This window comes from Cycloclasticus sp. P1, from assembly GCF_000299965.1.
GTDB lineage: Bacteria > Pseudomonadota > Gammaproteobacteria > Methylococcales > Cycloclasticaceae > Cycloclasticus > Cycloclasticus pugetii.
Genome location: NC_018697.1, coordinates 1,314,510 through 1,327,261, shown reverse-complemented (window position 1 = coordinate 1,327,261; position 12,752 = coordinate 1,314,510). Strand labels below are relative to the sequence as shown.

Annotated in this window: 13 protein-coding genes; 7 read left to right on the top strand and 6 right to left on the bottom strand. The window is 42.9% G+C overall.

Features of this window, described 5'->3' with window-relative positions:
- Nucleotides 1-5 precede the first annotated feature (5 nt).
- The 6 genes from Q91_RS06335 to Q91_RS06310 all read left to right on the top strand — a co-directional run bounded on the left by Q91_RS06335 (nt 6) and on the right by Q91_RS06310 (nt 6,094).
- Entirely contained in the window at nt 6-1,178 is a 1,173-nt protein-coding gene (locus Q91_RS06335; RefSeq protein ID WP_015006055.1) for an acyl-CoA dehydrogenase family protein, read from the top strand.
- Nucleotides 1,179-1,253: 75 nt separating this feature from the next.
- Complete coding sequence (locus tag Q91_RS06330; protein ID WP_015006054.1) at nt 1,254-2,402, top strand: acyl-CoA dehydrogenase family protein; 1,149 nt, start codon at nt 1,254-1,256, stop codon at nt 2,400-2,402.
- The gene (locus tag Q91_RS06325) at nt 2,399-3,433 is read left to right on the top strand and encodes an acyl-CoA dehydrogenase family protein (protein ID WP_015006053.1); all 1,035 of its coding nucleotides are present in this window, start codon (nt 2,399-2,401) and stop codon (nt 3,431-3,433) included. The genes Q91_RS06330 and Q91_RS06325 overlap by 4 nt, the downstream gene beginning before the upstream one ends.
- A 17-nt stretch (nt 3,434-3,450) precedes the next feature.
- Nucleotides 3,451-4,251 (top strand): crotonase/enoyl-CoA hydratase family protein, encoded by an 801-nt coding sequence (locus Q91_RS06320; RefSeq protein ID WP_015006052.1) that lies wholly within the window; start codon nt 3,451-3,453, stop codon nt 4,249-4,251.
- Nucleotides 4,252-4,287: 36 nt separating this feature from the next.
- Nucleotides 4,288-5,196, top strand: a complete 909-nt coding sequence (locus Q91_RS06315) for an SDR family NAD(P)-dependent oxidoreductase (protein ID WP_015006051.1) — start codon at nt 4,288-4,290, stop codon at nt 5,194-5,196.
- Between the two features lie 280 nt (nt 5,197-5,476).
- Nucleotides 5,477-6,094 (top strand): flavin reductase family protein, encoded by a 618-nt coding sequence (locus Q91_RS06310; protein ID WP_015006050.1) that lies wholly within the window; start codon nt 5,477-5,479, stop codon nt 6,092-6,094.
- Between the two features lie 9 nt (nt 6,095-6,103).
- Here Q91_RS06310 and Q91_RS06305 read toward each other — a convergent pair whose 3' ends face one another.
- Genes Q91_RS06305 through Q91_RS06295 form a run of 3 tightly spaced genes read right to left on the bottom strand, consistent with a single transcriptional unit; the run spans nt 6,104 to nt 9,351 of the window.
- Nucleotides 6,104-7,285 (bottom strand): VWA domain-containing protein, encoded by a 1,182-nt coding sequence (locus Q91_RS06305; RefSeq protein WP_015006049.1) that lies wholly within the window; start codon nt 7,283-7,285, stop codon nt 6,104-6,106.
- Between the two features lie 8 nt (nt 7,286-7,293).
- Nucleotides 7,294-8,151 (bottom strand): MoxR family ATPase, encoded by an 858-nt coding sequence (locus Q91_RS06300; protein WP_015006048.1) that lies wholly within the window; start codon nt 8,149-8,151, stop codon nt 7,294-7,296.
- A gap of 57 nt (nt 8,152-8,208) precedes the next feature.
- Entirely contained in the window at nt 8,209-9,351 is a 1,143-nt protein-coding gene (locus Q91_RS06295) for an acyl-CoA dehydrogenase family protein (protein WP_015006047.1), read from the bottom strand.
- A gap of 92 nt (nt 9,352-9,443) precedes the next feature.
- Between Q91_RS06295 and Q91_RS06290 the strand changes: the two genes are divergently transcribed.
- Nucleotides 9,444-10,202: an NUDIX domain-containing protein gene (locus Q91_RS06290; RefSeq protein ID WP_015006046.1), complete on the top strand. Its 759-nt coding sequence runs from the start codon at nt 9,444-9,446 to the stop codon at nt 10,200-10,202.
- Between the two features lie 242 nt (nt 10,203-10,444).
- Here Q91_RS06290 and Q91_RS06285 read toward each other — a convergent pair whose 3' ends face one another.
- Genes Q91_RS06285 through Q91_RS06275 form a run of 3 tightly spaced genes read right to left on the bottom strand, consistent with a single transcriptional unit; the run spans nt 10,445 to nt 12,749 of the window.
- On the bottom strand, nt 10,445-11,101 hold the full coding sequence (locus Q91_RS06285) for a 3-oxoacid CoA-transferase subunit B (RefSeq protein ID WP_015006045.1): 657 nt from the start codon (nt 11,099-11,101) through the stop codon (nt 10,445-10,447).
- Between the two features lie 10 nt (nt 11,102-11,111).
- Nucleotides 11,112-11,813, bottom strand: a complete 702-nt coding sequence (locus Q91_RS06280) for a CoA transferase subunit A (protein ID WP_015006044.1) — start codon at nt 11,811-11,813, stop codon at nt 11,112-11,114.
- Nucleotides 11,814-11,849: 36 nt separating this feature from the next.
- On the bottom strand, nt 11,850-12,749 hold the full coding sequence (locus Q91_RS06275) for a hydroxymethylglutaryl-CoA lyase (RefSeq protein WP_015006043.1): 900 nt from the start codon (nt 12,747-12,749) through the stop codon (nt 11,850-11,852).
- Between the last annotated feature and the right edge of the window lie 3 nt (nt 12,750-12,752).

The following is a 12,752-nucleotide window of genomic DNA, read 5'->3' as shown; positions in this document are numbered from 1 at the left end:
GATACATGAAAGAGATTTCCATTCCACTAGGCAATGACTACGCTGATATTCGTGATGCCGTTAGTAAGATTTGCGCTGACTTTCCGGGCGAATATTGGCGAAAACTAGATGCCGACAGTGCATACCCTGAAGAATTTGTTAATGCCTTGACCGAATCGGGCTTTTTATCAGCTTTGATTCCTGAGGAATACGGCGGTGTTGGGCTACCATTGCGCGCAGCGGCTGTCATTATGGAGACGATTCATGCATCGGGTGGCTCAGCCTCGGCTTGTCATGCTCAAATGTATATTATGGGCGCGGTTTTAAGCCATGGTAGCGAAGAACAAAAGCAAAAGTATTTACCAAAAATTGCAACAGGTGAATTAAGACTTCAAGCATTTGGTGTAACAGAACCTACATCAGGGTCTGATACGACAAAACTCAGAACGAAAGCGGTAAAGAAAGGCGATAAATATATCGTTAATGGCCAAAAAGTATGGACTAGCCGTGCCTTTCAATCAGATTTGATGTTATTACTCGCCAGAACTACGCCTTTAGAAGAGGTGTCAAAACCTACTGATGGGATGTCTATTTTCTTAGTCGATATGCGTGATGTTGTTGGTAATGGCATGGAAATTCGTGCGATTGACGCCATGATTAACCATAATACAACGGAAGTTTTTTTCGATAATATGGAAATTCCTGCTGATTCACTGATTGGTGAGGAAGGTAAGGGTTTTCGGTATGTCATGAGTGGTATGAATGCTGAGCGAGTGATCATAGCCGGAGAAAGTATAGGTGATGCACGATTTTTTATTGAACGAGCCAAAAACTATGCCAGCGAACGCAAAATATTTAGTGGGCCAATTGGTAAAAACCAAGGTGTTCAGTTTCCCATAGCTAGAGCCTATGCTGAAATTGAGGCCGCTGAGTTAATGGCAAGAAAAGCAGCAGCACTGTTTGAAGCGGGCGAACCCTGTGGAGCCGAGGCTAATATGGCAAAAATGCTATGTGCTGAGGCTGCTTGGAACGCCGGAGAGGCATGTATGCAAACTCACGGTGGTTTTGCTTTTGCTAAAGAATACGATATTGAAAGAAAGTGGCGTGAAGCGCGTTTGTATCTAATAGCACCTATTTCAACCAATATGATTTTAAGCTACATTGGCCAACATGTACTGGGCATGCCTAAATCTTACTAAAAATAGACAGCAAGTCTATAGGGTTTCAGCCTTTGAACCAAAATATTTATAGAGCCTAAGCCCTGTCTATAGCATATGAAAAAATTAAATTTTAAACCCCTTTTAACGGGTGAAAAGGAAGCAGCTTTAAGGAATGAAGTTCGTTCTTTTTTAAAAAACTATGGTGCTTTTAATGTTTCAAATATCATTGATTCATGGTCTATTTGTGACCCCGAACTTAGTCGCGCCCTAGCTGCAAAAGGATGGTTGGGTATGACCTGGCCCACTGAATACGGTGGTGGCGGTCGCAGTTATCTTGAGCGGTATGTAGTTATTGAAGAACTACTCGCAGCGGGCGCACCAGTTGGTGCCCATTGGGTGGCAGATCGTCAAAGCGGGCCACTTTTATTGCGTTTTGGTACCGAAGAGCAACGACAACACTTTTTGCCTAAAATTGTAAAAGGGGAGTGCTTTTTTGCCATTGGAATGAGTGAGCCTAATAGTGGCTCAGATCTAGCGTCGATTAAAACTCGTGCACAGAAAGTAGAGGGCGGTTGGCTTATCAATGGTTCCAAAATTTGGACCAGTTGGGCGCATGTTTGTCACCAAATGATCACGTTATGTAGAACGGCGCCAGTATCGGATGATCGCCACCAAGGTATGAGTCAACTAATTGTTGACCTGAAGCATGAAGGTATTACGGTTCGGCCCATTGTTACGTTGGCCGGAGAGGCGCATTTTAATGAAATTTTCTTTGATGATGTATTTGTGCCAGATAATCGACTGGTAGGTAAGGTCAACGAAGGATGGGGTCAAGTAGTGGCCGAGCTAGCATTTGAGCGAAGCGGGCCAGAACGTTTTTTAAGCAGTTATCAACTACTTGAAGCGGCGATTAAAGAACTACGTGATGCGAATCTAACGCACCAAGCAGAACCCGTTATTGGTCAATTTGTAGCGCGCTTAATGGTGTTACGCCAAATGTCTTTATCGGTCGCGAATCAACTACAAGAAGGCAAATTACCGGTTAACGAAGCATCGGTAGTTAAAGATTTAGGGACCTCGTTCGAACAAGAGCTTCCTGAAGCCATGCGATTGATTTTAGCAACCGAAGCGCGCCCAACTGCAAACGGCGGCGTTGCGCGCTTATTATCTGAATCAATACTAAAAGCGCCATCTTTTTCATTACGTGGTGGTACGCGTGAAATTTTACGTGGCATTATTGCCAGAGGTTTGGGGTTACGATGAACGAAGTTGCTCAATTAATTGAAGAGTCAGCAACCCGTCTTTTTGACGACTTTTCAACAACTAACGGTCATGAGTTAATGGAAACAGGACAGTTTCCAGAAGTACTTTGGGCAGATTTCTTGGCAGATGGTTGGTTAACAACGTTGTTATCTGAAGAGGATGGTGGTGCGGGCCTTGGCCTTGAAGCTGGGTGTGTATTAATGAGGTTAGCTGGGTACTACAACGTGTCGTTGCCGGTTGCTGAAGCGTTAATGGGCGTTTATTTATCGCTTAAGTCAGGCGCAGAATTTAGCGATGAATTGATTATCCCTGTGATACTTGATGCACCGTTCAACGAGCAGCCTGATATCCATTTATATGGAATCCCTTGGGCGCGTCATGCAGCATCGATAGTGGTTATTTTTACTCAGAATAATAAAACACAGTTGAGCCTTGTTAAAGCTCAGGATATAACGATTAATGCTGGTCAGAATATGGCTGGTGAGCCACGTGATGATGTGACCTTTAAAGCTAGCTTGCTGGATAATGCGAGCGATGTACAGGCGATGAGTCTCAAACAGCTTGAATCATGGTTTGCACTTTGTCGCGCGGCCCAAATAACAGGTACGTTGCAACGGGTATTAGAAATGACCGTTGATTTTGCTAATGAGCGATCACAATTTGGCCGGCCTATTGGTAAATTTCAAGCAGTTCAGCAACAAATGGCCGTTTTAGCTGAAATGACCAGTGCCGCTATTTGCGCTGTTGATGCCGCTATAGATCACTTAAACACAGAACAAGAATGGGAGTTGATTGCTTGTGCAAAAATCACGGCGGGAGAAGCCGCCGGTTATGCAGCAAAAACTTCTCATGCAGTACATGCCGCGATTGGATTTACGCAAGAATACCCATTACAACTGAGTACACGTCGACTATGGTCTTGGCGTGATGAGTATGGCAATGAGGCCTATTGGTCTGCAAAATTAGGTCAGCAGTGCTTCGCGCTTGATACTGATAGTTTATGGAGTTGGTTAACAACGCAAACAGGTTAACAATTAAGGAAACAATAGTGATAACAGAAGTAATAACTGAAGTAACAGATGGCATTGCTGTTTGGCGTATGAACCGTGTTGATACACGTAATGCGATAACAGACAATAAAATGATTGATGACTTAGTATCATTGGCCGAACAAGCACAAAAAGACAGCCAAATAAGGGTGATCATTTTAACGGGTAACGGGCCTGCCTTTTCATCAGGTGGTAATGTTAAAAAGATTCGTGCCGAAATGACCGAATCAGATAAAACGCCCCACGAGTTAGCCACGTGGTACCGCGAAGGTATTCAGCGAATACCACGTGCATTTCAAGCGTTAGATGTTCCTATTATAGCGGCGGTTAATGGGCCAGCTATTGGTGCGGGTTGCGACCTTACCTGTATGTGCGATATGCGAATTGCTGCTGAAAGTGCTCGGTTTGCTGAAAGCTTTGTTAAATTAGGCATTATTCCAGGTGATGGTGGTTCGTGGTTATTACCACGAGCTGTTGGTTTGGCAAAAGCCTCTGAAATGGCTTTTACAGGTGACCCGATTGATGCCCAAGAAGCGTTGAAATTTGGACTTGTTTCAAAAGTCGTCGCAGATGATAAGTTGATCGATGAAGCAATGGCGCTGGCGAAACGAATTGCGGTTAATCCACCTGTTTCGGTTCGGATGACCAAGCAGTTAATACGCGAGGGGCAACAAACCGATTTGGATACGCACTTACAAACGGCTGCTGTTATGCAAGCGGTATCGCATCGTACCGATGACCACCGAGAGGCAATGAATGCAATATTTGATAAACGCCAGGGTGAATTTAAAGGCCGATAAGCTAGGTTAGAAAACAACAAAATTGGAGACAATAAAATGATAATGAAAGATAAGGTAGTACTAATTACTGGAGCAGGTCGAGGTATTGGCCGAGCAATGGCGATAATGATGGCGCAAGAAGGCGCAAAAGTGGTTGTTAATGACTTAGGTGCCGGCGTTGGTGGAGAAGAAACTGGCGAAAGCCCAGCAGAGGAAGTCGTTTCAACTATCCGTGCTGCGGGTGGTGAGGCGGTAATTAATGGTGATAATGTTGCAGAGCTTGATGGTGCAGAGGCTATGATCCAAGCGGCTATCGATAACTTTGGTCGGATTGACACCGTTGTTAATAATGCCGGTATCTTGCGCGATAGAATTTTTCATAAAATGTCACCTGAAGAATGGAACGCGGTGATTAATGTTCATTTGAATGGTAGTTTTAATACGGCTCATTTTGCTGCGAAACATTTCAAACAACAGGAAAGCGGTAGTTTTGTATTTATGACATCAACATCCGGTTTAATCGGTAATTTTGGTCAAGCAAATTATTCTGCCGCAAAAGCTGGTATTGCTGCGTTATCTAAAAGTATTGCATTAGACATGCAGCGTTATAACGTGCGTTCTAATTGTATTTCCCCCTTTGCTTGGAGCCGAATGATTGGAGCGATCCCTGTTGATACACCAGAACAACAAGCCCGAGTTGATAAATTAAAAGAAATGACACCCGATAAGGTGGCTCCAATGGCTGTTTACTTAGCCAGTGATGAGGCCAGTGAAGTGTCTGGGCAGATTTTTGCGGTGCGTAATAATGAAGTTTTCTTGATGGGACAGTCCAGACCATTACGCTCTACTCATCGATCAGAAGGTTGGACGCCACAAACCATTTCAGAGCATGCAATTCCTGCATTGAAAAGTAGTTTCTACCCTCTAGAGCGTTCGCCTGATGTGTTTTCTTGGGATCCGGTATAAAGAAAACACGGCTTTGACGTTAATGAACTGACAGCAACCCCATTAATCAAAACGCTTATGCTAACTATTTGCTTATACAAGCGTTTTTTAATGGGGGGATTTAAAGCCATAACTAGAATTACTTGGAAATTTAAGCAAAGGCTGTATTAATACTGAAAAGATTGAACAGGGTGCAATCTTTCAGTGATTAACAGTATTGCAGCTGACAAGTTATTCAGCAGATTGGCAAATTAGTTGATGCTAGAATTATTAAGATGAAAAGTTAAACGAAGGATTTAAGATGAAAATTGACCCAAAGACGCATGATAAATTTTTCAATATTTTAAAAGCAGTGGTGGCCCCTAGGCCAATTGCCTTTATATCATCACAATCTAAAGAGGGTATTTTAAACTTGGCACCCTTTTCATTTTTTAATGGTGTTTGTTATGTGCCGCCGACTATTAGCGTATCGATTGCACGTTTTGCCGGCGCAAAGTCAAAAGATAGCTTGGTGAATATTGAAGAAACGGGTGAGTTTGTTGTAAACCTTGTTAATAGCGATATTGCCGAAGCGATGAATAAAACAGCCGCTGAATACCCAACAGAAGTGAATGAATTTGAACTGGCCGGTCTAAACACAATGCCTTCTGAGTTGATAACGCCACCGTGTGTTGCTGAGTCTCCGGTTAGCCTTGAATGCCGTTTAAAGCAAGTGGTGCCGATTAACGAAGGAACCCGGCGAGAGTGTGGATTAGTGATCGCAGAGGTGGTTTATTGCCATATTAACGATGAGCTCTATGATGGTCGTTACGTTGATATGAAAGGGCTTGATGTGGTGGGGCGTTTAGGTGGGCATAGTTACTGCCATGTTGATAATCTTTTTGAGATGAAGCAACCGGTTTATAAGGCGGATAAATAGGCTTTATTATTAAAGCAACGACTTGATCGCGCTATCTAGGCCGCCAATCGTTAAGGGGAACATCTTCTCGGCGTTTAGCTGTCGAACGAGGCGGTTAGATTGACGTCTATCCCAGTTTTGTTCGGCATCTGGGTTAAGCCAAGCATTGCTAGGGAATGCGGCTAACAGTCGCTGGAACCAAACGGCGCCCGCTTCTTCGTTCCAATGTTCTACACTGCCGCCAGGGTAGGTAATTTCATACGGACTCATACTGGCATCGCCAACAAAAATAAGCTTGTAGTCACTGGGGTAGCGGTTAATCACCTCAGCGGTAGGGGTGGCCTCATCAAATCGGCGTGTATTATCTTTCCAAAGGTATTCATAGGTGAAATTATGGAAATAATAATACTCTAAATGCTTGAATTCAGCTTTGCTGGCAGAAAAAAGCTCTTCGCAAATACGAATATGGTCATCCATTGAGCCGCCAATATCTAATAGCAATAATACTTTAATGGCGTTGTGGCGTTCAGGCACCATTTTAATGTCTAAATAACCGGCATTGGATGCAGTAGAACGAATGGTGTCGTCTAGATCCAACTCTTCAGCAGATCCTTGGCGGGCAAATTTTCTAAGTTTTCGTAAGGCTACTTTTAAGTTTCGAGTGTTTAGTTCAACACTGTCGTCTAAATTTTTAAATTCTCGTTTATCCCATACTTTGGTAGCTCGACGATGGCGAGACTCATCTTGCCCTATACGTACACCTTCAGGGTTATAACCATAAGCACCAAAAGGCGATGTACCACCAGTTCCAATCCATTTATTGCCACCATGGTGCTCTTCTTTTTGTTCTTCTAAACGCTTTTTAAGCGTTTTCATTAATTCTTCCCAACCTCCCAGCGATTGGATTTTTTGTTTCTCTTCTTCGCTGAGTAGTTTTTCGGCTTGTTTGCGAAGCCACTCTTCAGGAATTTGATTAAAGACATCTTCTAATGCGTGGTCGTACTCAAGCCCATTAAATGTCTCGGCAAATACCTGGTCAAATCGGTCGTAATAACGCTCGTCTTTTACTAAAGCAGTGCGCGATAAATAATAAAAAGCTTGAATGTTAAAACTGGCAAGTCGCTTATCAAGGGCGCTCAGTAAACTAAGCAGTTCTGTAATGCTGACCGGTAAACCGGCCTTGCGCAGGCTGAAAAAGAAAGAAATAAACATATAAGCTATTACTGCTCTTGTTTACGCCTGTTAATAAACGCGATGCGTTCGAATAAGTGGACATCCTGCTCGTTTTTTAATAGTGCCCCGTGTAGCTTTGGCAGAATATTATTAGTATTCGCCTCGCGTAATGTATCAGCGGTTAGCTCTTCAGATAACAGTAGTTTTATCCAGTCGAGCAACTCAGAGGTAGAAGGTTTCTTTTTTAAGCCAGCAATCTCTCGTACATCGAAAAATATACCGAGTGCTTCAGCCAGTAGATCTTTTTTCAGATTAGGGAAGTGAACATTAACAATTTGTTGCATTGTTTCTAGCTCGGGGAAACGAATGTAATGGAAGAAGCAACGCCTTAGAAAGGCATCAGGTAGTTCTTTTTCATTATTGCTGGTGATAATGATGAGAGGCCTATTTTTTGCCTTAACAAGCTCTTGCGTTTCGTACACGAAGAATTCCATACGATCGAGTTCTTGCAAAAGGTCATTTGGGAATTCAATATCCGCTTTATCAATTTCATCAATCAATAATACCGCACGCTTATCTGAGGCAAACGCTTCCCAGACCTTACCTTTAACAATGTAATTGCTAATATCGTGCACACGATCATCACCTAATTGAGAATCGCGAAGACGCGAGACCGCATCGTATTCATACAAGCCTTGGTGCGCTTTTGTGCTGGATTTTATATGCCATTCAATTAACGGTGCATCTAAGGATTTAGCTACTTCAAGAGCGAGTTGCGTTTTACCGGTACCCGGCTCGCCTTTTATTAATAGAGGACGTTCAAGCGTTATAGCGGCGTTAACAGCCATACTGAGTTCTTCAGTGGCGATGTAATTGTTGGTACTTTCAAAATGATTATTGCTCATAAAATTAGCTGCTTAATGTGGCGAAGAAAAGGTTATTGTAAAGCTATATAGATGAATTTAAAGTGGGTTTTGTTGAATGAGTTGTTTTGCAATAATAATGCGCTGAAGCTCATTGGTCCCTTCACCAATGGCGAGTAGTGGGGCATCTTGATAATATCGTTCTACATTAAATTCGGTTGAGTAGCCATACGCACCATGTATGCGTAATGCTTCGGCAGAGTTCTCCATCGCCGCTTCTGTGGCAAATAACTTAGCCATGCCAGCTTCCATATCGCAGCGCTCACCTCGGTCAAATGCGGTTGCGGCAGATTGTACGAGCAGACGAGCCGCTTCGACCCGTGTGGCCATATCAGCTAAATAGATTTGAATGGATTGATGCTGGCAAATGGGTTTACCAAAGGTTTTACGTTGTTGTGAATATTCAATAGAGTCTTTTAGCGCGGCAGAGGCGACACCAATACCTCGTGATGCGACGTTGATTCTACCTAAGGCTAACGCACCTAAGGCATGCTGTAGGCCATGCCCTTCCTGCAGGCCAATCAGGTTTTCCTTTGGCAGTTGGTAGTTATCTAAGAAAAACTCAGCAGTATCTATGCCTTTATAACCGAGTTTTTTATGTTGGCTACCCATTACAAAACCTTCACCTTTGGGGGCGATAAAAAGACTCATACCTTTATGTGCAGGCTTGGATGCGACATTGGTTTTTACCAACAGAGCAAAACAACTACCATGCACGCTGTTGGTAATCCATGCCTTAGAGCCATTAATAATGTAGTTATCACCTTCACGTTTTGCCACAGTATTAATGGCTTGAAGGTCGGTTCCGCAGTTCGGCTCGGTGAGTGCTAATGCGCCGCGTATCTCACCCGAGGCAAATAACGGTAACCATTTGTTTTTTTGCTCTTCAGTTCCAAACCGTTGTACAGACATGGCCATAATCAGATGGGAATTAAACACACCCGTTAAAGACATCCATACGCAGGCAACGCGTTCTACAATTTTTGCATAAGTCGAGACGGGGAGGCCAAGACCACCGTACTGTGGGTCAATAACAGCACCAAATAAGCCCATTTCTTTCATTCCTTCTACAATATCATCGGGGTATTCATCGCTTGCTTCTAATGAACGTACAGATGGTTTTATTTTTATTAAAAACTTATCAACTGCATCTAAGATTAACTGTTCATTTTCATTGTTCATACTCAATCCTGTGATCTATCTAACACTTGTTATAGTATGGTCTTTATGGCGTTATAAAGCGAATAATTAACCATTGAAAATAATAGGCTGAAATGATCAGAGAAGCTGCTGTACTAATCCTGTTAAGGGATACAAAAAAAGGCCCAGAAGTTTGTATGTTACGCCGGGTCGAAACAACAGGTTTTGCAGCAGGGGCTTATGTTTTTCCCGGCGGTGTCGTTGATGAGCAAGATAAACAGCTTAGGTTAAATAATAACCTTTGTTTTTATACAAATGACACTGATTTATCGATACACGCTTATAAAATAGCGGCTATTCGTGAAACCTTAGAGGAGGCGGGCATCCTTGCCGCTACGAGAAATGATGATATTCAGGTTAACGCAGCATTACGTCAAAAACTGCATAAAGGTTATGTGAGTTTTGAGAGCCTGTTAAGGGAGCACCGTGCATCGCTAGATTTAGACAGGGTTATTTTTTATGACCATTGGATAGCTCCCGATGGTACACCCAAGCGTTTTGATACACGTTTTTTTATAGCCAAAGGCTCAATGGGTCACCAAGTTAGTCATGACAATATAGAAACTGACTCGTCTTGCTGGGCCTTGCCTGAAGAGATTTTATCGCTTTATGAGCAAGGCGAGGTTAAGTTAATGCCAGTAACACATGTTCAACTGAAGCGCTTATCGACCTTCAAAAAAGTAAGTGATGTTTTAGCGTTTGCTAAAAAACAGAATAATGTTCCAATCATTGAGCCGCTTCTAAACGTTGACGAAGCAGGCAAGCCAGTCTCCGTCACTATTCATTTGCCAGAAGGGGTTGTTGAATACTCTCTTTATAAGGCCAAAGCTTGAGGTTTAATTTGTAATAAAAGTTACTATGTGTAACTTGGGAGATAACTATAGAAGGGGAAGTAGAATGTACAATTTAAGCAAAAAAACCAATTTCTGCGCTAAATTAACATACAGCTGATACCTTATTAATCAGTTCTAAATTGGCTTTACCTGTTTTAGCTTTGAATATGGGGCAATGCGTAATTATTTACTGGTAACAGAGCTAGTGGGTATTGTTTTAACTTTTTTGTCAGTTATATTTCTTAAAATGACATCTCTGGAACATAAGCCGGCACGACTAATCTACCGGCAGTTTTTTGCTTAATTTCTTCAACACTAATACCAGGCGCTCGTTCAATTAAGTGAAAAGCGCCTTCTTTAATGTCCATGACTGCTAAATCGGTAACGACGCGCTTAACACAAGTAGCGCCTGTTAAGGGTAATGTACAGTTGTCTAATAATTTGGAATTATCGCGTTTGTCTGCATGGCTCATGGTAACGATAATATTCTCGGCGCCAGCGACTAAATCCATCGCGCCGCCCATTCCTTTAACGAGTTTGCCTGGAATCATATAAGAGGCAATATTACCTTGTTGATCAACTTCAAAAGCCCCCAGTACGGTTAAATCCACATGGCCGCCTCGAATCATTGCAAAACTTTCCGCCGATGAGAAGAGTGAGGCGCCTAAAGCCGCTGTCACGGTTTCTTTACCGGCGTTGATCATATCTGCATCCACTTGCTCTTCGGTCGGGTAGGGGCCAATGCCCAGTAAGCCGTTTTCTGATTGCAGCATCACTTCAATACCACTAGGTACATAGTTAGCGACTAGGGTTGGAATACCAATACCAAGATTAACGTAATAGCCATCTTCTAACTCTTGAGCCACTCGCATGGCAATTTGGTCACGATTTAATGACATTTGAGGCTCCTTAATTTTTAGCTAGAGTGATTTTTTCAATACGTTTTTCGAAACTCCCTTGGATGATACGGTCAACGTAAATACCGGGAGTATGAATATGGTTTGGGTCAAGCTCACCCACCTTAACAATTTCTTCAACTTCAACAACGGATATTTTGCCTGCGGTAGCCGCCATTGGGTTGAAATTCATGGCGGTATTACGGTAAATGAGGTTCCCCGTTTTGTCTGCTTTCCATGCTTTTACAATCGCAAAATCACCGCTAATACTTTCTTCTAAAATATAGTCTCGGCCATTAAACTGCTTAAGCTCTTTGCCTTCAGCAACAAGGGTTCCAACACCGGTCGCCGTATAAAAAGCAGGTATGCCAGCACCACCGGCACGCATTTTTTCAGCTAAGGTGCCTTGTGGGGTGAGTTCAACCTCGAGTTCACCAGATAGATATTGGCGTTCAAATTCTGCATTTTCACCTACATACGAGGAAACCATTTTTTTAATCTGCTTGTCTTCTAATAACATGCCTAGGCCAAAGTGATCGGTACCGCAGTTATTAGAGACGATAGTTAAACCCTTAACGCCGCTATGTTTAATTTCGCTGATCAAGCCCTCAGGAATGCCACAAAGCCCAAAACCGCCGGCAATAATGGTCATATTATCTGCTAGTCCAGCCATTGCTTCTTGGTAGCTTGATACCACTTTGTTAAAACCACTCATGGCTTTACTCCTGTTTAATTTTTTTATGTATAAGGCTTATTTGTAAATTGCGCCAACTTTACTATGATTAGGGCCAGCAATTTGTTCGCTAATGTAGTGCCCAGCAGCGACTAATTTTTTTAAATCAATACCAGTTTCAATGCCCATGCCATGTAACATGTAAACAACATCTTCAGTTGAAACATTACCCGATGCGCCCGCGGCATAAGGGCAGCCACCTAGGCCAGCGACTGAGGCATCAATATTTGCCACTCCATACTCTAAACAGGCCAAAATGTTAGCTAATGCTTGCCCGCGCGTATCGTGGAAGTGCAGCGCTAGTTTTTCTGCAGGTACTTCTTTAATCACAGCTGCGATCATTTCACGTGCTTTGATGGGTGTTCCAATGCCTATGGTGTCGCCTAACGATACTTCATAACAACCCATATCTATCAGTGCTTTGGATACTCGAACAACCTCAGCAACAGCTATATCGCCTTCATAGGGGCAGCCTAAAACGCAGGAGGTATAACCGCGAACGCGAACTCCCAAAGTAGCCGCTTTGAGCATGATGGGTTCGAAGCGTTCAAGCGATTGGGCAATACTACAATTGGTGTTTTTTTGGCTAAAGGTTTCTGAGGCGGCAGCAAAAATAGCGACCTCTTTAGCACCACTGTCTATTGCACGTTCAAAACCACGAAGGTTAGGAGTTAATACGATATACGAAGTACCTTCTTTAGGCGGTAATTGTTGTAGAACAGCTTCTGCATCTGCCATTTGTGGCACCCATTTAGGGCTAACAAAGCTGGCTACTTCTATATGCTGAATGCCGGCATCACAGAGTTTGTTTATTAAGGTAGTTTTAACCTCAGTGGGGACAGAGTTTTTAATATTTTGCAGGCCATCACGTGGTGAGACGTCTACAATTCTTACCTGGCTTGGATAATTGCGAAGCATGCT

Excerpts from the sequence above, each read along its gene's own strand:
- Q91_RS06305 (WP_015006049.1), bottom strand. The coding sequence starts at position 7,285 with ATGTTTATTTCTTTCTTTTTCAGCCTGCGCAAGGCCGGTTTACCGGTC.
- Q91_RS06295 (WP_015006047.1), bottom strand. The coding sequence starts at position 9,351 with ATGAACAATGAAAATGAACAGTTAATCTTAGATGCAGTTGATAAGTTT.
- Q91_RS06285 (WP_015006045.1), bottom strand. The coding sequence starts at position 11,101 with ATGTCATTAAATCGTGACCAAATTGCCATGCGAGTGGCTCAAGAGTTA.
- Q91_RS06290 (WP_015006046.1), top strand. The coding sequence starts at position 9,444 with ATGATCAGAGAAGCTGCTGTACTAATCCTGTTAAGGGATACAAAAAAA.
- Q91_RS06315 (WP_015006051.1), top strand. The coding sequence starts at position 4,288 with ATGATAATGAAAGATAAGGTAGTACTAATTACTGGAGCAGGTCGAGGT.
- Q91_RS06280 (WP_015006044.1), bottom strand. The coding sequence starts at position 11,813 with ATGAGTGGTTTTAACAAAGTGGTATCAAGCTACCAAGAAGCAATGGCT.
- Q91_RS06275 (WP_015006043.1), bottom strand. The coding sequence starts at position 12,749 with ATGCTTCGCAATTATCCAAGCCAGGTAAGAATTGTAGACGTCTCACCA.
- Q91_RS06310 (WP_015006050.1), top strand. The coding sequence starts at position 5,477 with ATGAAAATTGACCCAAAGACGCATGATAAATTTTTCAATATTTTAAAA.
- Q91_RS06300 (WP_015006048.1), bottom strand. The coding sequence starts at position 8,151 with ATGAGCAATAATCATTTTGAAAGTACCAACAATTACATCGCCACTGAA.
- Q91_RS06330 (WP_015006054.1), top strand. The coding sequence starts at position 1,254 with ATGAAAAAATTAAATTTTAAACCCCTTTTAACGGGTGAAAAGGAAGCA.
- Q91_RS06335 (WP_015006055.1), top strand. The coding sequence starts at position 6 with ATGAAAGAGATTTCCATTCCACTAGGCAATGACTACGCTGATATTCGT.
- Q91_RS06325 (WP_015006053.1), top strand. The coding sequence starts at position 2,399 with ATGAACGAAGTTGCTCAATTAATTGAAGAGTCAGCAACCCGTCTTTTT.